The sequence below is a fragment of the Xenorhabdus griffiniae genome (assembly GCF_015163655.1).
In the GTDB taxonomy this organism is placed as follows: Bacteria; Pseudomonadota; Gammaproteobacteria; order Enterobacterales; family Enterobacteriaceae; genus Xenorhabdus; species Xenorhabdus griffiniae.
Window position 1 is genome coordinate 1 of the sequence record NZ_JADEUF010000060.1, and the last position, 23,070, is coordinate 23,070.

The 23,070-nt window shown below is 44.0% G+C and carries 20 protein-coding genes and 2 pseudogenes; 8 read left to right on the forward strand and 14 right to left on the reverse strand.

The features are described from left to right. The 3 genes from IQ211_RS10895 to IQ211_RS10905 form a co-directional block, all read left to right on the forward strand. The coding region (locus tag IQ211_RS10895; RefSeq protein WP_228011593.1) for an IS1 family transposase at window positions 1-82 on the forward strand (82 nt) is incomplete at its 5' end. A 63-nt stretch (window positions 83-145) separates the two neighbouring features. Next, window positions 146-283, forward strand: coding sequence for a hypothetical protein (locus IQ211_RS10900; protein WP_189760259.1), 138 nt, complete (start codon window positions 146-148; stop codon window positions 281-283). A 37-nt stretch (window positions 284-320) separates the two neighbouring features. Then, window positions 321-725 carry a DUF1240 domain-containing protein gene (locus tag IQ211_RS10905; protein WP_189760260.1) on the forward strand — a complete coding sequence of 135 codons (405 nt, stop codon included), beginning with the start codon at window positions 321-323 and terminating at the stop codon, window positions 723-725. Between the two features lie 48 nt (window positions 726-773). Here the strand turns inward: IQ211_RS10905 and IQ211_RS10910 are convergent, their stop codons facing one another. Both IQ211_RS10910 and IQ211_RS10915 read right to left on the reverse strand, forming a co-directional pair. After that, window positions 774-1,637: a TPM domain-containing protein gene (locus IQ211_RS10910; RefSeq protein WP_189760261.1), complete on the reverse strand. Its 864-nt coding sequence runs from the start codon at window positions 1,635-1,637 to the stop codon at window positions 774-776. A gap of 306 nt (window positions 1,638-1,943) precedes the next feature. Further along, entirely contained in the window at window positions 1,944-3,356 is a 1,413-nt protein-coding gene (locus IQ211_RS10915) for an MFS transporter (protein WP_189760262.1), read from the reverse strand. 94 nt (window positions 3,357-3,450) lie between these two features. On the opposite strand from IQ211_RS10915, the gene IQ211_RS10920 reads away from it, so the two are divergent. Continuing rightward, on the forward strand, window positions 3,451-4,107 hold the full coding sequence (locus IQ211_RS10920; protein ID WP_189760263.1) for a helix-turn-helix transcriptional regulator: 657 nt from the start codon (window positions 3,451-3,453) through the stop codon (window positions 4,105-4,107). 91 nt (window positions 4,108-4,198) lie between these two features. On the opposite strand, the gene IQ211_RS10925 is transcribed toward IQ211_RS10920, so the two are convergent. The 4 genes from IQ211_RS10925 to fdhE form a co-directional block, all read right to left on the reverse strand. Then, the gene (locus IQ211_RS10925; protein ID WP_189760264.1) at window positions 4,199-5,848 is read right to left on the reverse strand and encodes an LTA synthase family protein; all 1,650 of its coding nucleotides are present in this window, start codon (window positions 5,846-5,848) and stop codon (window positions 4,199-4,201) included. An 84-nt stretch (window positions 5,849-5,932) separates the two neighbouring features. After that, complete coding sequence (selB, locus tag IQ211_RS10930) at window positions 5,933-7,804, reverse strand: selenocysteine-specific translation elongation factor (RefSeq protein ID WP_189760265.1); 1,872 nt, start codon at window positions 7,802-7,804, stop codon at window positions 5,933-5,935. An 18-nt stretch (window positions 7,805-7,822) separates the two neighbouring features. Beyond that, window positions 7,823-9,217, reverse strand: a complete 1,395-nt coding sequence (selA, locus tag IQ211_RS10935) for an L-seryl-tRNA(Sec) selenium transferase (protein ID WP_189760266.1) — start codon at window positions 9,215-9,217, stop codon at window positions 7,823-7,825. Between the two features lie 16 nt (window positions 9,218-9,233). Continuing rightward, on the reverse strand, window positions 9,234-10,118 hold the full coding sequence (gene fdhE / locus IQ211_RS10940) for a formate dehydrogenase accessory protein FdhE (protein ID WP_189760267.1): 885 nt from the start codon (window positions 10,116-10,118) through the stop codon (window positions 9,234-9,236). A 262-nt stretch (window positions 10,119-10,380) separates the two neighbouring features. On the opposite strand from fdhE, the gene IQ211_RS10945 reads away from it, so the two are divergent. Next, window positions 10,381-12,456 carry a plasmid pRiA4b ORF-3 family protein gene (locus IQ211_RS10945; protein WP_189760268.1) on the forward strand — a complete coding sequence of 692 codons (2,076 nt, stop codon included), beginning with the start codon at window positions 10,381-10,383 and terminating at the stop codon, window positions 12,454-12,456. An 80-nt stretch (window positions 12,457-12,536) separates the two neighbouring features. On the opposite strand, the pseudogene IQ211_RS10950 reads toward IQ211_RS10945, so the two are convergent. From IQ211_RS10950 to fdnG, 6 genes and pseudogenes are all read right to left on the reverse strand, one after another. Continuing rightward, a pseudogene (locus IQ211_RS10950) lies at window positions 12,537-12,641 on the reverse strand (IS982 family transposase); the annotation flags it as partial. Then, entirely contained in the window at window positions 12,642-12,989 is a 348-nt protein-coding gene (locus tag IQ211_RS10955; protein WP_282885556.1) for a type II toxin-antitoxin system RelE/ParE family toxin, read from the reverse strand. Window positions 12,990-13,220: 231 nt separating this feature from the next. After that, a complete protein-coding gene (locus IQ211_RS10960; RefSeq protein WP_189760270.1) occupies window positions 13,221-13,448 on the reverse strand; it encodes a type II toxin-antitoxin system Phd/YefM family antitoxin in 228 nt (75 codons plus the stop codon). Window positions 13,449-13,889: 441 nt separating this feature from the next. Further along, complete coding sequence (fdoI, locus tag IQ211_RS10965; protein WP_189760271.1) at window positions 13,890-14,531, reverse strand: formate dehydrogenase cytochrome b556 subunit; 642 nt, start codon at window positions 14,529-14,531, stop codon at window positions 13,890-13,892. Next, complete coding sequence (gene fdxH / locus IQ211_RS10970; RefSeq protein ID WP_189760272.1) at window positions 14,528-15,454, reverse strand: formate dehydrogenase subunit beta; 927 nt, start codon at window positions 15,452-15,454, stop codon at window positions 14,528-14,530. Before fdxH ends, fdoI begins: the two co-directional genes overlap by 4 nt. A 12-nt stretch (window positions 15,455-15,466) precedes the next feature. Continuing rightward, entirely contained in the window at window positions 15,467-18,514 is a 3,048-nt protein-coding gene (gene fdnG / locus IQ211_RS10975; RefSeq protein WP_189760273.1) for a formate dehydrogenase-N subunit alpha, read from the reverse strand. Between the two features lie 144 nt (window positions 18,515-18,658). Between fdnG and fdhD the strand changes: the two genes are divergently transcribed. The 3 genes from fdhD (at window position 18,659) to IQ211_RS10990 (ending at window position 21,991) form a co-directional block, all read left to right on the forward strand. After that, entirely contained in the window at window positions 18,659-19,504 is an 846-nt protein-coding gene (gene fdhD / locus IQ211_RS10980; protein WP_189760274.1) for a formate dehydrogenase accessory sulfurtransferase FdhD, read from the forward strand. A gap of 214 nt (window positions 19,505-19,718) precedes the next feature. Further along, entirely contained in the window at window positions 19,719-20,435 is a 717-nt protein-coding gene (locus IQ211_RS10985; RefSeq protein WP_189760275.1) for a Slam-dependent surface lipoprotein, read from the forward strand. A 110-nt stretch (window positions 20,436-20,545) separates the two neighbouring features. Next, a complete protein-coding gene (locus IQ211_RS10990; RefSeq protein WP_223281755.1) occupies window positions 20,546-21,991 on the forward strand; it encodes a surface lipoprotein assembly modifier in 1,446 nt (481 codons plus the stop codon). Here the strand turns inward: IQ211_RS10990 and IQ211_RS10995 are convergent. Next, entirely contained in the window at window positions 21,988-22,752 is a 765-nt protein-coding gene (locus tag IQ211_RS10995; RefSeq protein ID WP_189760276.1) for a transferase, read from the reverse strand. The genes IQ211_RS10990 and IQ211_RS10995 overlap by 4 nt on opposite strands. A gap of 225 nt (window positions 22,753-22,977) precedes the next feature. After that, a pseudogene (locus tag IQ211_RS20140) lies at window positions 22,978-23,070 on the reverse strand (IS982 family transposase); the annotation flags it as partial.

The window sequence follows — 23,070 nt, forward strand, 5'->3', positions numbered from 1 at the left end:
TAAAACATTAGGCTATTCAAAATCACCGGAAATGCATGACAAAGTCATCGGGACTTTTATCGAAAGAGAATATTATATTTAAGACCAATCAACATTTTGAATACGTGACCCAGCGTCTGTACTTCTGGGCGGAAGTATTATTGCCGTGGCAGGTATTGTATTCCTTGTTGGATTAGGTGTAGCTTTGGGATTAGATTATTTTGATAAAAAACACCAAACAAGTAATAATATTATAAACTCAATTAAAAATGAGATTGAAAGAAAAAAAGAACACCAGAAATGAACTTACAACAAATATTTAATGGATTAGGTAATATTAAATGAAGAATAAATACATTAAAACATTAGGTTCACTAATAATGCTTATTATAGTTACAAGCATAATGATTCCTGTTAGTGAATCCATTATTTCTTTAGTGACCATGAAGGATCTTATAGTATTTTCTGGTACTGTGGTAATGTACTCCATCTCATTTCCATTAATATTTTATTCTTTATCAGGTTCTATATTTTTCTTTATATTTGACAGATTACCTAAATATAACAAGATAATTGTCAAACACTTAAGCAGGCTTATGATTGCATCATTTATTATTAGTTTTCCTATATCGTTTTATGTTGACTACAAATTAAAAAGCGATGGTTATATTACATGTGATAAAATATCGTGGATGTCGCCAACAACTTACGTAAAAAATTTATCACTGTGCAAACGCGGTGAATAACGGTAACAGGTGGGGGATAATCTCCCCACCCAATAAACCAAAAACAAATTACCAATCGCCTGAAGCACCACCACCATCACTGCGACCACCGCCACCGGAAAAGCTATCATCATCGCTATCATCCCTGCCACTTTCTGGACGCTCAGAGCCAGAGCCACCAAACAAGCCGCCAAAAAGGTTACCGAATAAGCTTTTCAGTAATGACGATATGGTAGAAATAACCAAAAACACCAAGATCACGGGTAACAAAAGGATTAACAGATAAAACTCTGCCGGAATGGAAGAAAACAATCCCACCAAGGTCAGTAGATAGGTTCCTGCCGCTATCGTCAGGGCACATTTGAGGAAGCGCTTAAACCAATGTCCCTCACGAAAAACCTTCATGGGTAAAAGGAGCAGACTGATTAGCCAAAAAAACAATAATGCGGCAATGTCTTTGCCAGATATCTTGCTAAATGCGCTGCTATCTTTTTCTAAGAAAGTCGGTGTAATCTTCGTTATTTCTTCATCGAACCCTGTTTGTTTAGACAGTTTTAGCAATGTATCAACTGAGTTAATGGCATTACTGATCCCCTCAAAATAAGCATTTTCTTTGAAAGCCGGTTTCACCTCTTCACGTAAAATACGCGCAATCTTGCCATCGGTTAATTTCCGCTCTAAACCGGAACCAACTGCGATACGCATTTTGTGATCATCAGAAGCGATCAAAAATAAGATGCCATCATTGCTTTCTTTATTACCCAACTTCCATTTATCAAATACACGGGAAGAAAATGTCTCAATCGTATCACTGCCAATAGTTGGGATAATCAGGACTGCCATCTGTACCTTTTCTTCAGATTGCAGTTTTTTTAATTGGCGAGTCAGGCGTTGATTCTCTTCTTTCGTCAAAACCTTAGAGATATCCGCCACACGCTTGCTTACCGCAGGAACATCAACTGTTATTGCCTCTTGTTTTGTCTCTCTAGCCGATACATTGCTTATCCCGATAAGCAATAAAAATAGGATAAAAAAAAGTCTTATTATAGAGATACTGCTTATTCTCGGTTGTATTATTCTGGTGTTACAACCATCCTTTGGCATATGGGAAATTATTAACATCAAATATCCTTAGTTTTTATTTATGATATCAATCACCACTATTATACGGATATCTCCCATCACACGGAATCAAGAAAACGGCACTACTTTTTTATGATAATGCCGTTGATAATAAATTTATTCCTCTGCCTTAATTTTCGCTGATTGGAATGCTGTTAATAATGCCAATATTGGTGCAAGGGAAAAGAGTAAAAATAGCCAATAAGCAGAAGAAGCCGCCCCTTCAACACCTCCTGGCTGATAAAATCCAAATAAATTGACGGTCATTCCCCCCAATGCAGAACCAAATGCAGAGGCAAATAACTGTATGGTAGTAATGGATGAACCGGCGATGCTTTTATCCGCATCACGGGAAACCTGTAAAATGAGCGTCAAAAGATGGGGCCAGCCGAATCCAACCCCAAAACCAAACATCCCCAATCCCAGGATTATCGGTAGTATAATCTGCCGTTCCCCTGCTGACTGAGATGGCAGCAACACAAGCAACAGCAACATACCAACCAACATGAAGACAGGTCCACTGATAATCGCAAACCGCATCTTTTTCCCTTGCCAGCTAGCACTGAGTACTTCTCCTATAGTCCAACCCATTGCCACGGACGCAACCATGTAACCAGAAACAAAAGGGGATTGCCCATGCAGAATTTGCAAAAAATAGGGAATAAAAACATCCCCCGATAAACCCACTACCAATAGAAATAGGGTAGTAAATAAGACCAAATGAGGAGAGCGTAAACTTAGGGAATGTCTAGGCAATAACCTGACTGAAGCTCTACGCTCATAAATGATCAATAAAAAGATTAATATCACAGCTGCAACAATGCCGAGAATGTTGAACCGAACATCTGGTGACAAACTGCCAGAAGAAACCGCCAATACCGCGGCTGATAACAGAATCAATTGCACAACGGGCAGTGCTGTTTTGGTTTTATTCTGCACCTCTGTTTTAGGTAAAATCAGGCAGGTAAATACAGCATAAGCCAGAATAATGGGAAGCATAATGCCAAAAGCGTAACGCCAGGCATCCATCTCAGCAAAAACACCGCCAATAGCCGGCCCGATTAAAGTCGCTACACCCCACATTCCCGAAACCAGTGCGATAGCTCGCGGCCAAAGTGATTGAGCAAAGACGAGATTAATCATCAAATAGGAAAGAGCGAACAGAAATCCACCGCCAAGGCCCTGAATGGTTCTGCCAACCAACATCACTTCCATTGTTGGTGTAAGAGTACAGAGTAAGCTACCGATAAAAAAGACCACTGATGCAATCAGATAAGCCTTTCTTGCACCCAATGCACTCAACAATCTCGCAGAAAGAACGGAACCAATAATCGATGCCACGACAAATAATGTCGTATTCCAGGCATAAAGATTTAATCCTCCAATATCATTGACGACAGAAGGCAGAATCGTAATCGCAATTAAGGTATTAATTGCCATCAATACCACGCCTAATGCAAGTGCTATCGCACTCGGTGCATTTTTGCTGGAAAACAGATCCCTCCAGCGGCTTTCCTCAGTCATTATCATAATTTTTGCCCTGAACACCGGTTGAGTTGTGAAAAGTCTTACGCTAAATTAAACAAGATAAATCTTGGAATAAATTAATGTCGGGATCAACAATATGTCAAGCGATGACTTGGAAAATAGTATAATCGTAGGGCAAACAGTGAGTGAAAAGCTATTAATGTTGCTAAAAACTCAAGGTGCCTTACAAGCCTCTGATGCCGGCAAATTATTGGGAACAACTGGAGAAGCAGCCCGTCAGCAATTTGTGAAAATGGCTAAAGAGGGGTTAGTTGAAGCAAAATCAGAAACAAGGGGGGTTGGGCGTCCAGTACAGCTCTGGCATATCACAGAGAAAGGCCATGCCAAATTTCCTGATGCTCATGCAGAGTTAACAACGCAACTGATCTCGATTATCCATAATCAGTTGGGTAAAGATGCTATGGATTTGATTATCAGCGCCCGTGAAAAAGAGGCTTTTTCCAACTATAAGAAGGCGATGGAAGGTGCCACTGGGTTACAGGAGAAGGTTGAGCGTCTGGTTTCGATTCGCTGCCGAGAAGGTTATATGGCTCATTATTCTGTTGAGGAAAATGGCGCTATTTTGTTTTTTGAAAACCATTGTCCAATTTGTGCCGCCGCCAAATTGTGTCAGGGTTTTTGTCGGACAGAGTTGAAACTGTTTCGGGAGATCCTGCAAGCCAATGTGGAAAGAACCGAATATATCCTGAGTGGTCACCGACGCTGCACTTATCGCATCACCGCCATACAATAACTGAATGGTTTCACGCATAGTTCCCATATTGTAGCGGTATATCGATAACACATCCCTTCTGTCAGCAGTATCACCGACAGAAGGGATAACATTATTCCTTACCTGCCGCTTCCAACTGCTGATAAATATAATGCTTATAACTCTCTACCAATGCACTATCCTGACAATCATTCAAAGCACCACCACATAAATGGCGCATGCTCATATTTGCTTGGTAAAACGCTGGTGCTGACAAACGGGCACGTTCCAGAATGATTCCGCCGAGGAAAGAGATATCGGTCAGCTCGCCCGTTGTTATTGACGCTCCCTGTTTCAGGTTATCCCGCAGAGTAAACTGAGTCACATGTGCTGGATCAGGCAGCGGAGAGTTATAGTGACCAAAATTGATGTTCGGTTGATGATCACCAAAATAGAGGAAAATGGTAGGCTTATCGCGATTAGCAACGAATTCACTGAAATCCCTGATGGCAGGATCAGAGGCCACAATTTTTTCCATATAATGGCTAAACTTACCTGTCGCTGTTGCCGAGTCAACATTGCCAGCCAAGCCATAATCATCATGATGGCTCTCTTCATAAGGACCATGTTCATACATGGTGAGAGAGAAAATAAAAATCGGCTTGTCTGTTTCCTTAGCCAGGATAGTTTTCACATAAGACAACATATCTTGTGTTGGAATTTTCCACAAATTTTTATCCATGTCAGCAGGATACCCTAACTCCTGCGGTTGGATAATTCGATCAACACCCAGTGTCTTGTAAGCATGTCCCGCATGGTAAGCAGACTTATTAAACGGTGTCAGAACAACTGTGTAATAGCCATTATCTTTCATTGCACGGAACAGGCTGTTTTTCAGGTGATCAACGACAAAATAAAACACCGCATTTTTACGTGAACCAAAATCATCCGTATTCAATCCGGTTAAAACGGAGAATTCGGATAACCAGGTTCCACCACCAAAGGTTTGTACCCTGAGTGGACTTTGGGCACTGACACCCGCATCACGCCGGAACATGTAAAGATCGGGCAACTGCACTTTGGCAGGTAATTGGTAAATATGGGGATTGACCGTGGATTCTTGCAGCAAGACAACCACATCGGGTTTAACCTCTGACTGAGGTTCAGGCAACGTCACTTGTTTCGCCTGCTGCAAGAAATAATCGGCAGATGAACCAAATTTTGGCGGCTGATATTGGGCATCCGAGGCAGACATTACCATATTAGTCACCGTTCCCCGCCCCTTCGGTAATTCCCCTTGCCACTGCGCATGATAGGCACTAACTGTGAGATTGATACCCCAGGTACTCACGACCATCAAAACGATACTGGCGAAGCGCCATTTGATCCCACGCGCAGAAGGGACTATTTTCCAGCTCAATATCATGTTGAATATCAACCAGATAAGCATAGCCACTACAGCGATACCTGCCAGCCAATAATGGCGTAAAGTCTCCTGATTTGATGGATCTAACATCACATTCAAATCAGAAAACATCAGTTGTTCTTTGTAGTAATGGATTTTTATCTGGTTGAGGAATTTTAGGATGATAAATAACGTGCCAGTTAACACTACCGAAAATAACCAGCGCGCTGAAACTAAAAAAGCCAGGCCAAAGATGATGCCGAATACGCCGACAGACACCAGTGCAGGATAAATATCTCCACCTTTCTCAAACACTAATATCAAGGAAGCAATCAACAACAATCCAAGATAAATCCTCGAGATTATCTTCTTTTTCATACTCTATTGAATTCCACACATGAGTTCAGTTTGCCAACCCGATGAAAAATAGCACAGATTGTCAGAGATACTGTAAATAAAATGCTAAAAAATGCCCTCATCCCGTAGAACATGCAAATTCGCTTTCCTGCGGGTAAACCCCGTACGATCAAAGTATTCCAGTATTTGAATCGCTAATTTCCGGCCAATCCCTAATTCATCTCGAAAATCGATTGCTGTCATGCCGCCCTTAGTCTGAGAATAGTTGCGAATTAAATCAGCAAGCTGCTGAATCTGCTGTCGATGGTAATAACGATCAGACACAATGGCGATAACGAGTCCTAATTGTGCCGCTTTTCGCAAAAGACGACGTATGACCTCTTCATCTTCCCCCATTTCAGTTGCCAAATCGCGCACCCACCACGCTTCCGTTTTAAAATAAGGCTCTGCTTTTAACCACAAACACGCCTGCTCTGGGGTAAACATCAATCCATGCTCAGGCAAATGCAACCAACCATGGGTTTGTTTCAGCACTTCTTGTTCCAATAGCCGATTGATAAGTTTATAAGCCAGCATGTCATCCAATGTCGGCAAAGCCATTCGTTTCAAACGCGCTTTACCCACGCCCAATTGATCAGGGTGTTTTTCGTGGTATTCCTCGACGGTCTGCAATAGCTTTTGTTCTGCCTGCACCACATGATGCAGTGATAATACCCAATCACCCGCAACCATCACCTCCATCCCAACCAACAAGTTGCTGAGCTGACTTTCTGTCAACTGGCGTGCCCAGGCAAAGTGGCTAAGTAACAGGGCACCACGTGTTAAATATAAAGTGAGATTTTCCAGATGGCTGCTCGTTCGGGCCAGTTGGGATAACCAATGAAGAAATTCAGGCTGACGTTTCCCTCTGCGCGGGGAATTTAAGCTAACGACTCGTGCCCCAGCCAGCGTTTTTCTGGCACTGATATCACGCAGTACCAAGCGATCATTTTCCACCAGCCACAAAGGACGATCCAGCGTCAGCTCAGCCAATATTGGCGTAGCAGTTAGCGAGTTCAGGATAGAAATTCTGCCGGTGATATGGCTGGCGGCATGATGGATATGGAAAGATTGCCAGTTTTGCAGCGGTAAATCCGCTTCAATTTCGACTAACACTTTTTCAGCCACAAACGAGGGTTTTTGTAATAGCAGCCAGTCGCCACGGGAAATTTGCTCTTTGCTGATATCCCCCACAATATTCAACGCGATACGCTGTCCCGCTGTAGCACATTGAACGAGTTGATTCTGGGCGTGCAAGCCACGCACTCTCACGCTTTGCTCACTACCAGTCAGCCATAACATATCGCCAACATTGACACGTCCCGCTAACGCCGTTCCGGTGACAACCAATCCTGCACCTTTAATAGTAAAAACTCGATCGATAGCCAAACGAAAGCGTTGCTGTAATTTTTCATGTTGTGGATTTTGCCGGAAGCGAGCTTGGTGGATAGACTGCAAATGCTCTCTTAGTGGGATAATGCCTTCTTTTATGGCGGCTGCCGTTATAAACAAAGGCACCGATTGCCAACCTTGTGATGCTAATAATTGCCCGACTTGTTGCCGGACTTCTTCAATCCGTGCTTGTTCAACGCTATCCGCTTTGGTCAATACAACCGTAATATCAGGTCGCCCAATCAAACGCAAAATTGCCAGATGTTCCCGTGTCTGAGCCATGACACCATCATCACAAGCGACAACCAGCAGGATATGATCTATTCCCCCCATCCCCGCTAACATATTCGGCAGGAATTTTTCATGTCCGGGTACATCGACAAACCCCACCGAAGATCCATCTGGCTGCGGCCAGTAGGCATAACCGAGATCGATAGTCATCCCGCGTTTTTTCTCTTCCGGCAAATGGGTAGTATCAACCCCCGTGATCGCTTGAATGAGCGTCGTTTTACCGTGATCAACATGTCCCGCTGTGGCAAAAATCATAGTTATCAAGCCTATTTCTTATAACAGCAAAAGTGCCTGCAATAATGAATTTCCATCTTCCAGGCAACGCAGATCCAACCATAACCGCCTATCATACAGACGCCCAATCACCGGTTTTTTCAAATTGCGCCATTGGTGAGCCAAATTTTCCAATGTGCTGCCACGACCATCGATGGCGGTAAAAGTCAGCGACCAACTGGGCAACCGATCCACTGGCAAAGAACCACTGCCAATTTGGGAATAGCAAGGTTCATCACGAACAATAAATTTTTCGCTGTAATATGCCTGAAGTTGGGGAATGAGCTGTTGCGCCATATCACGGATTTCACCCTGTGTACGAGTCAGCAGGCGCAAAGTCGGTAAGTTCTGGCGAAGTTGCTCAGGGTGTTGATAGAGACGCAAAGTGGCTTCCAATGCCGCCAACGTCATTTTGTCTGCCCGCAATGCGCGCTTTAGGGGATGCTGCTGGATAGCGTCTATCCACTGTTTTTTGCCAACAATAATGCCAGCTTGCGGGCCACCCAATAATTTATCACCAGAAAAGGTCACCAAATCGATACCATGGTTCAGGTAATCCTGAGGCATCGGTTCAGCCGGCAAACCATACTGTGTCATATCGATCATGGAGCCACTGCCAAGATCGATGGCTGTCGGGATTTGGGATGCCATACCCAGCGTCGCCAAGGCTTCTGCCGATACTTCAGCTGTGAAGCCTTCAATACTGTAATTACTGGTATGCACCTTCATCAACAAGCCGGTATCAGAATTGATTACCCGCTGATAATCTTTTAAATGCGTTCGGTTAGTTGTTCCCACTTCCACCAAACGACAACCTGCTTGCACCATCACGTCAGGAATACGGAACGCCCCACCAATCTCTACCAATTCACCGCGGGAAATGACAACCTCTTTTCCTTGCGCCACTGTTGCCAGCACCAGTAAAACAGCGGCGGCATTATTGTTAACGATGCAGGCATCTTCTGCCCCTGTTAACGTACAGAGTAAATCAGCCAATGCGCGATCACGGTGCCCGCGACTGGCGCCATCAAGAGAATATTCCAGCGTGACCGGCGAACGCATTGCCTGTGTCACGGCTTCAATTGCCGATTCTGCTAACAATGCACGGCCCAAATTGGTATGAAGCACCGTTCCGCTCAAGTTAAAAACGGGTTTCAATGCAGAAGCTTGAACCTTGTCCAATCTTCGCTGCAATAATGCAGCCCAATCGTCACTCCACTCTGGCAAGGTCTGATATTCGCGAATATTAAATCGCGCCTGTTCTTGCATGTCCCGCAATATCTCCACCACTTGCGTCTGTCCATATAACGCAATCAACGAGGTGATTTCTGGCTCCCGCAACAATCTGTCAATGGAGGGTAATTGGCGGTACAGCGAGTTGATTGCTTGTGTCATCGCTTTCCCACCCCATTTATTCGTTAGGAAACAAAAAAGGGTTCAGGCTACTGCGGGCAAAACCTTCTTCTTCCATTTTTGCATCCAGAATCAATGACGCCAGATCATCGGCCACAGCATCGATATTCGGATCTTTTTCCTGATACAGAATTTTGAGATAACTACCACAATCACCACAACTCTCTGCCTTGATTGCCGATTGCTCACTCTCCAGTGACCAATAACTCAGGTCACGACTTTGTTCACAGTTACTGCATTTAATACGGACAACATGCCACTCACTTTCACACAGGTTACAATGTAAGTAACGCAACCCTTGGTGAGTGCCGATTTGCACCACACTGGCAACCGGCATACTGCCACAGATCGGGCAAAACTGACGATGTTCTCCATATTCCGCCCGTGCCTTGCCGGGGATCAAACTGGCCATTTGTGCCCAATAGACAGATAACGCTGCCCAGACAAATACCGCCTGATCAGCACTAACTTTGCTGAATTCACTATTAAACAGCGCACTCGCCATCTCTTCTAACTCTTGTTCTGAATTTTTTGCCAGATTTTCGAGGGCAGGTTTCACATGTTCAGGTACGATAGGCAGCAATTCCGCAATCAGTGCGTGCAGAATATTCTGCCAATGCTGGGTACGGTGCAATGTTTTGCAATCCAATGGGACACGAATTTCTTGCTGGGAATGACCAAGAAGCTCATCCAATTCTATCTCCAGCGGATTGTCATACCACGCTTTTTGCTGTGCTTGGGCAATTTCTGCCGCAAAATTCAGGTAACTTGCAAATGGATTGCTTTCGGTTGCCAATGTCTTCAGGCGTTCAGCGCGCTGCTGGTAAAGTGTTTTCAGGTTAGCAAACAATAATGGGGGAATAGGGGCAATGCGAATACTCATGAATCTTACCTTCCAGTTATGTTGAATGTCAGTCCCCAACCATCTTACCCCGCCAAACAGCGGAATGGCATTGCCAGAACCTATCGATTTCAAATTACAGACCACAAAGCAGTAACGTGGATAAATTTCAACACAAACTTACTGCCATCACAAAAATTCAGGTTAGACTATTGAATAATTGTAAAGGGGAATGGTGGATATGACAGCGTGATAACCAGCACTCTTCTTAATTTGAAATATAGATATATTGAAGAGGTTGATAATGAAATTAACACCTGAAAAATTGCTATCTGCAATAGAAAAATACGCCCATACTTCCGAGCAACAGCGCTCCTTAACGCCAAATCAGATACAGTGGTTTTCCGATCCAGAAAACGTCTTCTTGTTGATTAGCCTGGTGCTAGCGCTGCCCAAAGAAGCGATGACGGAGATAGGAGACAGCATTAACCATTGGCTTGAAGTTGCCATAGCGGAACTTGCATTAACAACAAACAAATTGCCTGCTGAAACTAAACAACTGTTCGAAGAGATCATTGAGCAAATCTTGCTGAATACCAAAGAAGAATTCGAAATTAATAGCGAATGCATGTTGTTATGTGTATCAATTCTGAAAAGAAATCAGTTTCATATCAACACTGACATCACCCAGCTACTGGATGCTCCTCAATCTACTGATGACACCAACATAGCAACTTTCCCTAAAAAATCCTTAAATTTGAACCAACTGTTTAAGCAGTTTGAAATTGATTCTGGCATTGAATTTATTGACTTTTTTGAAAACGGTCTATCCGTCACGCCCCATGAAGCCTTACCTCATCTGTTGGCAGAAGTCGCCAAGCATTCATGGGGTATCGATGCCCTGTTATTACTCACTCAATACTTTGAAGAACCCGTTGCCCTTGCCTGTGCGCAAGCATTGGACGATTGCCCTTCTTCTGCATGGGCAAACTTATCCTACCTGCAACTGATCAATCTGTGTGCACGATTTAACCGCCATCCAGCCATTCACTCCTGTTTTAAGCGTTGGAAAAAAAAGGCGATGTCGCACCACAATAAGCCACGGGAAACAGCGAAGATACACGAATTATACGTCACTCATGTTGATGGAAATGACTGTGCCAGCATGATGATGACAATTACACTGGATGGTGAAGAATATCAAATGAATATGATGCTGGATTTTAAATCTGGTATCCGCGAAAGCTTTATGAATATTGCTCCTGAGAACACAATCCCCGAACTGATTGAAGAGTTGAGCAATAATAGTGAAGCATATGTTGACTTTACTCCGGTCTCCCCTGACTGGCTGCAACAAATTTTACCGTGGATATTTTCAGTCCAGCAAAATAAACATACCCCACTCGATCTCAACTCACTTTATTGGTTGTCACAACTTCCCGTCGAATGGACACAGCCAGCAGCATTTGAGCTTGAACACTGGAGCCAGAAGTTCGGGTATAAAGCTGACCTGAAGCGACAGGATCAGAATCGTCTTGGCATCACCATGGGTTCACCATTAATACTGTCTTGGCTGGCGCCGGAAGAATGCCTGTTGAAAGCGAAAAAACCCAGGGATTTATTGAAGCTCTATTACTACGCAAACCGCGAGCTGTTTATTGAACGTCTGACTTATTCCGCTTCAATTGAACAATACAGATTGCCACCACAAGCGCCATATCTGGTAGAGCAATATTTAGATTTGGCCTATGCCCTCAGAGATCCTGGATTAAGTCGCAAGAGATTTGCCTTATTTGATACCTTGTCTGAACTCAGCTTTGAATATTTCTACATGGAACAAGAGGAAGAGATTGAGCCACAAGGTTTGGTTGTTAAAGTGAGTTTATTCGATGCAACACCAGCCGTATGGCGCCGGATCCGTGTCAGCAATCAACTCACACTCAGTGAATTTCATGATGTGATACAAACTGCCATGGGCTGGGAAAATTCTCATCTATTCAGTTTTAGTTTTGCAGGAATCGATATTCCAGAAGAACAGTATGACCAATTGTGCATCGGTGCATTTCTGGAGGAAGCCGGCGATGAATTCAACTACCAATATGACTTTGGCGATGATTGGTTCCATCAAATAACAGTAGAGAAAGTTTTGCCAAAAGATATTATCCAGCCTGAAGTGACCGCAGGTAATGGCATGTGTCCGGCAGAAGATTCCGGTGGCATTTGGAATTGGAACTATTTACTCAAGTTGAGAAAAAAGAAACTCCTGACTGAAGATGAAGCAGAACAATTAGAATTTATAGGATTATCCCCAAGTGAATCACTGGAACCTTTTGATAAAAATAAGGTTAATAAAAGGCTCAAGGCACTCATCAGTCAATAAAAGTCAATAAACCGGAGGAGAAAACGGCCTCCGGTTTCCCGTACTTTACTGAGAGCAACGATAGCTAACCTGAGTTCCGTTTAAGCTGTCACTGGAACATCTTCTTCTGAGTAGAACACTTTCAGTGATGGTTTCTTCCATTTAAGGCAGTAAGCAATCAATCCACCTAAAACGGTAACGCAAAATTAAATGCGGTACTCTATCATGCGTTTTAGAAGCAGCGCCTGTATGTCTTGACGTTGATTTAAAATGATGTGTACGACTACATCAGTTTCCGAATCGACAGTGTAAAGGATCCTGTATCCATTTTTTGCATTACATTCACGATACTCAAATACACCAATCTTACTTAACTGAAACGAGATTGGGCACGATAATGGAAAAATGCCCACCTTACTTTCGAATTCTGAAATGAAATCGTTAATTATGGGTGAAGGATCAATATCTTTAGCCCGTAAAAAGTTCGCAATATCTTTAACGCTATATTTTGCAGTGTCAGTGTATTTTATTGTTACAGTTTTATTTTCGGACACATTTCCCCCCAGGGCAACCGCATGAGTTATCAGCATGTTAAAACAAACAATTAATTAACACTAAAGTCTTGATGAGAACACCTTGTGTGGTTAATTATAGAGCAATAAGGTGAACCAACATTACGTCATATTCGCTTAAATATTGTGTATTGAATCCATTCTGAAACATATATTTAACAAAAAATCAACTCGTGCGGGAGCCCTGCATTTCCCCCTGGTTATTGATAAGTATTAAATATCTTCCAATAACTGGTCACGCGAATGTAATTTTCCTGACTGTTTGTCTTTTTGAGATATCGCAAGTAATTTCAGTAATGCAATAGCATCATCTCGTTGTTTGCGGTCTTCAAAGGATTCAATAACGTAAGCAGGCAGGCCATTCTGGGTAACCAGTATTGGCTCCGACAGCTCAAGCATAGCGGCATGCTTTTTTATGTAGCTGATTGTTTCTATTTTCATTTAATTGCTCCTATTGTAAGAAATAATCTTACTTTAATAACGAAGAGTTACCGCTTTATGTTTGCATAAACTAATAGTGACAAATTCTTTGCCAATCCATTGGCGTAGAATTACTATTTTTGCATATGCAGCCAGTAAGCTTCGTGCTGACATTAAGAAGATGTCAGATACGCTCGGCACTTAAGCCGCTTTGTGATTTCAAATTTTGTCTGATGTTTTATGCCAAATTCCGCTTTGGTGCACTTTAGTAACTAAAGTAGTCTTAATTTAGTCTATATTTGGTTCCTTTTCAATGTGTAAAATATTTTTTATATCCATTTGATTTATTTTCCACTGAAAATTACAACTAACATTAATCACCACTTTCCGTTTTTTGTCCCTCATTTCAGGGACAAAAACAAGAAGTGGCTATCAGAGTACACAAAATACCCTGCCTTAAACTCACTCTTTTTCTTTTTGCTGCTCTTGTTTCACCATTTCACGATACCAACGTGGATGATGTTTTTTCGCCCAGCCACGTGTGACCCAACCTTCTACCATTGCTCGCACTGATCCCTTCACCCAAAACGCCGCATAAGCATGGATGATGATCGTCAGGATCAGACCAACCGCCGCCAGTGAGTGAACCAGCAAAGCAATTCTGATCAATGGGATAGGAAAATATTCCGCAAAATACGGGCGCCAGATAATAATGCCGCTAATAAGCAGTAGAAACAGGCAGAGACTTACTGACCAGTAAATGCCTTTCTGTCCGAGGTTATACTGCCCGATATCCCCCGCTTCCTCATTACGCAGTACCTTGTGAATATTTTTCGCCCATTCGATATCATCCCTGTTGATCAGATTATGTTTGAAATACCTGAAAAACATAAAGACAAACAGAAAGAACATCACCGAACCCGCAAACGGATGCAATATCCGTGACAATTGCGGCGTACCAAAGATATTCATCAGCCAGTTCAGGGAGGGGAAGAAAAAACCTAATCCACTGATGGCGGTAAACAGGAAGCAAATCACAACCGCCCAATGATTGATTCGCTCAACCGGAGAGTGGCGGATAATGATATCGTTACGCTTTTTCATTTCTTCACCTCCCCATTATTTGCCTTGTCCGAATCAACCTCTTTAAGTGCGCTTTCTTCTTCCTCTCTGGAAATACGGTTCGGACCAATACCCACGTAATGGAAAATGGCAGCAGCAAAAGTCGCGGCAAAACCGATTGCAGCTAATGGCTTCCAGATACCTTTCCAGAAGGTGACAGTTGGGCTTATAGCCGGATTATCCGGCAATCCATGATAGAGTTGAGGCTTATTGGCATGGTGCAGCACATACATGACATGGGTTCCACCTACGCCTTCGGGATCATACAGGCCGGCATTTTCATAGCCACGCCCCTTAAGCTCTTCAACCCGCTCTGCCGCCAGCGCTTTCATATCCTGCTTGCTACCAAAATGAATCGCACCGGTTGGACAAGTTTTCACACATGCCGGTTCTTGTCCTACACCAACACGGTCAACGCACAAAGTACATTTGTAGGCACGATTATCCTCTTTGTTGATACGCGGTACATTGAATGGACAACCGGCAATGCAATAGCCACAGCCGATACACTGTTCTGACTGAAAATCAACGATGCCATTGGCATATTGAATAATTGCGCCTTTCGCCGGACAAGCTTTCAGGCAACCCGGATCGGCACAGTGCATACACCCATCCTTACGGATCAACCATTCCAGCTTGCCATGCTCCTCCACTTCGGAAAAGCGCATCACTGTCCATGACTTCGCTGTCAGGTCAGCCGGATTATCATAAACGCCAACGTTGTGCCCAATTTCATCACGAATGTCGTTCCATTCTGAACATGCTACCTGACACGCTTTACAGCCAATACAGGTTGTCACATCGATCAGCTTTGCCACTTCTTGCTGGTGATCCCGCACACGAGGCGCGGGAGTCAATGAATGGGTAGCAGAGCGACGAATAATGTCCTGGGTTTGCAATGACATAATTTTTCTCCCTTACACCTTTTCCACATTAACCAGAAATGCCTTGAATTCCGGCGTCTGCGTATTGGCATCACCGACAAACGGCGTCAGGGTATTCGCAATAAAACCTTTCTTCGCCGCGCCCAAAAAGCCCCAGTGAATCGGAATACCGATGGTATCCACTTCACGGCCGTGAACATTCAAGGTACGAATACGCTTCGTCACCACCGCCTTGGCCTTGATATAACCACGGCTGGAGCTAACTTTAACGGTATCGCCCTGTTTGATGCCCTTTTCTGCCGCCAACCGTTCACCAATTTCCACAAACTGCTCTGGTTGGGCGATGGCGTTTAGCAACGCATGTTTTGTCCAGAAATGGAAATGCTCAGTCAGGCGGTAGGTGGTGCCGACATAAGGGAATTTATCGGCTTTCCCCATAGCTTCAAAATCGCTCTTGAACACACGGGCGGCCGGATTGGAAACCACATTCGGATGTAACGGATTGGTTCCCAACGGCGTTTCAAACGGCTCGTAATGCTCAGGGAACGGCCCTTCTGCCATTTTGTCGATGGCAAACAAGCGCCCCATGCCTTCTGGCTGCATGATAAAAGGTCCAACATCCGTTCCTGGGGCTGCATTGCTGTAATCTGGAATATCTACTCCGCGCCATTGATCACCATCCCATGCAATCAACTGGCGTTTAGGGTCCCACGGATTGCCCTGTGGATCAGCAGATGCGCGGTTATACAAAATGCGGCGATTCAGTGGCCACGCCCATGCCCAACCCAGTGTATTCCCTATCCCGGATGGATCAGCATTATCGCGGCGCGCCATCTGGTTACCATCCGGCGTCCAGCTTCCAGCGAAAATCCAACAGCCGCTGGCGGTAGTGCCATCATCACGCAATTGGGCGAAAGAGGATAATTGCTGCCCTTTTTTCACCAAAACCTTGCCGTTGTTATCCAGCAAATCAGCCAAAGCGCGACCATTACTTTCTTGGGCCACCTCTTCCGCTGTTGGTGCGTCAGGATCGAAATAATCCCATGTCATGCTCAAGACTTGTTCTGGCGCAGCACCGCCTTCTTCACGGTACAAATCACGCAGACGCTTGAAAATACCCGACAAAATTTCACCATCCCCAATCGCTTCCCCTGGCGCGTCCGCACCTTTCCAGTGCCATTGCAGCCAGCGAGCTGAATTGACTATTGAGCCATTCTCCTCGGCAAAACAGCAACAGGGTAAACGGAATACTTCAGTCTGAATGTTGGCAGGATCAACATCGTTGAATTCACCATGATTTTGCCAGAATGATGACGTTTCGGTACTGAGAGGATCAACCGTGATCAGGAATTTCAGCTTCGACAAAGCGGCGACGACTTTATTCTTGTCCGGGAATGATGCTATCGGATTGAAGCCCTGACAGATATAGCCATTCACTTCCCCTTTCGACATCATTTCAAAATATTGCAAGACATCGTAAGGCTTATCCCACTTCGGCAACAAATCGAAGCCCCAATCATTCTCTTTACGGGCATGATCACCATAAAAACTCTTCATCAGGCTGACAAAGAACTTCGGATAATTTCCCCAATAGTTGACCTGACCTGTAACGGTGGCTTTTGGTGTGTTCGCCTGCAAATAGGTTTGCAAGTCGGCCTGTTTCTCCGATGGCAGGGAGAGATACCCCGGCAGGCTTTGGGATAACAACCCTAAATCTGTCAGTCCCTGAATATTGGAGTGACCGCGCAGCGCATTGATGCCACCGCCTGCCATACCCATATTACCGAGCAGCAATTGGATTATCGCCATTGTACGGATATTTTGGGCGCCGATGGAGTGTTGCGTCCAACCCAGTGCATACAGGAAAGTAGCGGTTTTGTCTTTCGCGCTGGTTTCTGCCAGATATTCACACACCTTGAGGAAATCTTCCCTCGGTGTTCCACAGATATCAGTCACGACATCCGGTGTATAACGACTGACGTGAGCTTTCAGTAGGTTCCAGACACAACGTGGATGGCTCAGCGTTTTGTCCCGTTTGGCAAAACCCTTCTCATCTAGCTCATAGTACCATGTCGTTTTATCGTATTTGCGATTTTCAGCATCATAGCCACTAAACAGGCCATCATCGAATGAGAAATCTTCCCGCACAATCAGGCTAGCATTGGTGTAAGCCTCGACATACTCACGGTTAATTTTTTCATGGGTTAGCAGGTATAAAATCACACCTGACAGGAAGGCAATATCCGTACCAGAACGAATAGGCGTGTAGAAATCCGCCACGGATGCCGTACGGGTAAAGCGAGGATCGATAACAATCAGTTTAGCGTTGTTGTGAATTTTAGCTTCCATCGCCCAACGGAAACCGACAGGATGTGCCTCAGCGGCATTCCCGCCCATCACGACAATCAAGTTCGCATTCTTAATATCCACCCAGTGGTTGGTCATCGCACCGCGACCAAATGTTGGAGCAAGACTTGCTACCGTTGGTCCGTGTCAGACACGCGCCTGATTGTCTACGGCAAGCATGCCGAGAGCGCGACTAAATTTCTGCGATAGAAAACCGGTTTCGTTACTAGCCGCAGACGCACATAACATGCCTGTTGTCAGCCAGCGGTTAACCGTCACACCATCTTGGTTGGTTTGGATAAAATTGGCATCGCGATCTTGTTTCATCAATCTCGCGATACGATCGAAGGCTTCATTCCAGCTTATTCGCTGCCATTGATTAGAGCCAGGGGCACGATATTCTGGATAGCGCAGGCGATTTTTGCTGTGCACAAAATCCACCAAGCCAGCCCCTTTAGGACATAAGGCACCACGGTTTACAGGATGATCCGGGTCCCCTTCGATATGAAAAATAGTCGATTTGGCATTTTTGGCGCCATCACCAAGGCTGTACATCAATAATCCACAACCGACAGAGCAGTATGTACAGGTATTTCGGGTTTCACGCGCACGCAGCAATTTGTAGTTACGTGTTTGCGCAATCGCGGCGGTTGGGGCAAACCCCAGCGCGGCTGCCGTCGTACCCGCCATACCGCCAGCGCAGATCTTAAAGAACTGCCTTCTGCTGACTTGCATGGGGGATCTCCTCACTCACATTGCTCATTAACACACCGCATGACAGGAATTCCGCGGGTGTATTTGCTTCTTATCAGGACACAGATTGATAATATATTATCCACACAAACAGTATTATGAATCAAACTATTGGGGAATTCATTAATGAAAAATAAAAGGTCAGAAAATGAGTTAAACATGGAAGGGATCAGCGGTGTTTTTCGCACTAATGTACAACAAAAAAATGCCAAACAAAGCAACTCCTTGAACAGTCCAACGCCGGATTGGGTAGCAGAGGAAGTCCCTGTTGCATTGGTCTACAACGGTATTTCCCATGTCGTAATGATGGCAAGCCCGAAAGATCTCGATCATTTTGCTATCGGGTTTTCCTTGTCAGAAGGGATTATCACATCTGTGCAGGAAATTCGGGGGATTGATGCGATAGTTAGCTGCCATGGCGGCATTGAACTACACATTGAGCTTTCCAGCCGCCGTTTTGCGGGATTAAAAGAGCGCCGACGCAATATAGCAGGGAGAACGGGTTGCGGTATTTGTGGCACCGAACAACTCGCAGAGATCTTTCGCCCAATTACGCCCCTGCCTTTCACCCAAACGTTTTCGCTCTCCTACCTTGATGCTGCGCTTACCCAATTACCACATGTTCAGGAAATCGGCACACTCACCGGCTGTACCCATGCGGCAGGTTGGATTGATCCAGAGGGCAAATTGCTTGGTGGTTGTGAAGATGTTGGCCGCCATGTTGCACTGGATAAATTACTGGGAATGCGAGCAAAAACAGGCTGGCAACAAGGTGCCGTGTTAGTTTCCAGCCGTGCCAGTTATGAGATGGTACAAAAATCAGCTCATTGCGGGGTAGAAATTTTATTCGCCGTTTCTGCCGCAACCTCACTTGCCATTCAAGTCGCCCAGAAATGTAATTTAACGTTGATCGGATTTTGCAAGCCAGGGCGAGCAACAGTGTATACCCACCCTCAACGATTAGTGGATTAATTGAAACCCACTAACTCAATCTATCCTCAAAAATAACGTAATTTTGACCAACAATTAAACAAACCAGAAACATAATCATAACTTATGGTTTACAGCATTATTTAGGCAACATACATTTTATTTGCTGTGCATTTATTGCGCACTTTTGACACCAAAAGTTCAGGACGTTCTTATAACAGGATGACTACATATTCAATATTCAGAGAGACTACTCATGAAAAAAATCAATATATTCATCGCAATGTTAGGAATTCTTGGCGTTACAACACAAGTTCAGGCAAAAGTTGGTTATGGCATAAGCCAGCAAGAAACCGATCCACATCTTCTCATCGGAGAGGTAGATGGTAAGCCCGCTTTGGGTATCTCATTACCTCTAACAAAAGGTAAATTACTTCCTGCCTCCCAACTGAAAAATTTCGCTACACTCGACAAGAATGGCATTTATCATACCAAAATAAATGGTTCACGTTTCGGTATCGAGGACCAGTATATCGATATCGGTCAGGTTCCCAATACAGAAGTTTACTTTGGAGAATGGGCCCAAAAAACGCCCGATAAATCGGATGTCACTCATACTGTTTTTTATGCAGGCGAAAATGTGACAACCAATCTGCCAACAGGTGGCACTGCGTCCTATACAGTAAAAGGCTTAAGCCAGTATAGCGGCAATAATCTCCTCTCCGGCAAACTCGTTGCGGATTTTGGTAACAAAAAGCTGAATGGTTCACTGAGCAATGGTTCACTCAATATTGGTATCGATGCCAATATAAATGATGATGCCGGATTTTCCGGTAAGGCCACAGCCAACAGCAACATTAATGGCGTTACCGATGGAAAATTCTTCGGTGATTCCGCCTCCTCTCTGGCAGGGTATGCCAAATTTGATAGCGACAGAAACAAAGATACTGCCTTCGGCGGTACTAAAGAATAATTATTAATTCTCCAGAAAACAGTGTCATTTTGTTTTGGCGCTGTTTTCTCTTCATCTTCTTTACCCGATTTATTTCAAATAAATAGGTGTCTTATGAAGCGGATTTTGCTATGTCTGATCAAAAAAAAGTGACTGCAAAGGAAATATTGCCAATATTTCTTATGGTACTGCTGATCTCCGTCTTTTCCCCGACAGTTTATGCCACTGAAAATATTAACCCCAAGATTTGGCAAGAAGCACGATACAATCAACAACACAATCAACAGGAAATTGAAGTCCCAAACGCGACGTCTATAAAAGTGGAAAATAATCTTAAGGATATCAGTCAAGCTCTGTACCTTGCTATTAACCACCAGCAGTGGCAAAACGTCAGGCGCCTTTTGCTGATTTATCAAAAAATTCCCGGGTACGATCCGTTACTTATCGATTTTGCTCAAGGCAAGCTAGCACATCTTGCAGGGAATTTAGCACTGGCGACTTCTTATTATCAAAAGATCCTACGTCAAAAACCGCATTTTACTCGCATCAAACTGGAACTGGCCCGTATTTATTTTGAAGATCACAAAAATCGGGAGTCCGAACAATTATTTAAAGAAATCAGTAAACAATATCAATTACCAGAAATGGTCTTGGAGAATATTGACCGTTATCTGGCCGCAGTAACCCAAAGAAATGACTGGAGCGGTTCATTCTCATTTGGCTATGCCTATGACGATAATATCAATATGTCTCCAAATCAGAAACCCATCTGTCTGCGTTCTATCAAGGGACAGTGCATCGTTGAACGGAGCATACCGAAACCTATCAAAGCATGGGGCGGGACTTACAGCGCTACTTTAAGCCGACGTTACCCGCTTGTCGGCCATCACGGTATTTTTGGCCGCGGGCTGATTTATGGTGAAAATTATCGCAATTATCACGACGAAAACGAAAATATGTTCTTGCTGACCAGTGGTTACAACTACAAAAACAGGAACCAGGATTTATCCTTTGGCCCTCTATTTGAATATCAACAGCGGGCAGGGAAGACTGAATACCATGCTATCGGTGCCAAAATAGAGTGGCAATGGGCTATCACCAAACAAACCATCCTTAATGTTGAACTTGGACATAAGAAATTGAGTTATCAACCGCTTTACCGCAGGAAAGACGGCGAGCTTTCCTCATCCTATTTCAGCCTATCTCATGTTATCAATGAAAAATTAATTCTGTTTGGTGGCGGCAATTGGAGCTATCGAAATAATCAACACCCGGCAGATCGCTACCAACAATGGAGCATCAGTGCGGGAATAGCTGGACAACTCTATCCCCGCATTAATGGCTCACTGCTTGTTACTCTGAGGCAACAACGCTTCGGTGCTTACAGCGCATTATTGGGTGCCAGACGCCAGGACAATGAACAGATTTATACTGCCGCCCTTAAATTCCCAGCCGCTAAGATATTGGGCATGACACCCTCTTTAACTTTCCGCCATCGACACAATCGCAGTAATGTGAGCTGGTTATACAGTTATGATAAAAATGAGGTACAGATACAGTTAGAAAAATATTTTTAATCGAGGCTATGGTACATCCACAAATTAGGCTCAATGTAATAAGCCATCTGTTTTTCAACATCTACCACCAATGGCACCAGACCACCCGGAATGACGTATTCCCCGCTTTGCGGAAACTTCATGCCTGTCCATTCCTGCCATTGTTCCAAAGTGCCATAAATATCCATGGAGTGCAGGGCGGGCTTGATGATTTTGGCACCTAATCGACAATGGGTACGTATCCACGGATCAAATGGTTCGCCTTTATCATTTTTCCATCCGCAATATTCGATAAAGTCTTGTAGGGGATATTGGCTTTTCAAACTTGGCCTGACAGGAACAACCAGCCCCTGCAACCGCGCATCTCTGGCAGTCTGTTTCAAACTGTTAATTAATAAAGCCGGAATATTTTGCCCCCGAAACGCAGGATCAACTGTCACACTCAGGGCAGAAACCAGGTTGGCTTGTACCTTTCCTTTCGCTTTCCCACCAGCGTCAAATACAGCATCCCATCCTTCATCAGGCAATTGATCTAATGAATGATTTTTCCAGGGAAAAGGAATTGAGTTCAACAGGCCAATAAGACGCTCTTCTTTCCCTTGTTGCAGAACAGCAAGTTTTTGAAAGTGACTAAAACCAGGCTCATATAATTTATGCCAATGTTGTTCAGCGACTGCATCATAATTCATAAATAGAGGCCAATTGTTATCAATAAGCTCCTCTACCTCATCAACAAGATCTGTCCTTTCTTCAGCAGACTGAATAACAATCTTTGCTTCCATAATACATCTCCACTTAGGTTTTTTTCAGCCAGATAGATATATGAAAACCGATATACCCTTTATTCTTTTAAATAGCGGCTTTCTACAACGCAGAAAATAAATATATGGGTAAACATGTAGTTGATTGGTTCTTTGCGCTCAAATTTCACCATATCTCATTATTTTCCACAACAGGGGATACCTATTTCCCCATATAAAATATATGTATTAACGCGATGCTCGACTTTAACACCCAATAACGAGAGTTTGTTGAAGCCAATCGCGTTGTTTTTTACCTTGTTTAAAGTTGGCAAAAATACCTAATGTGTGAGAAAGCAG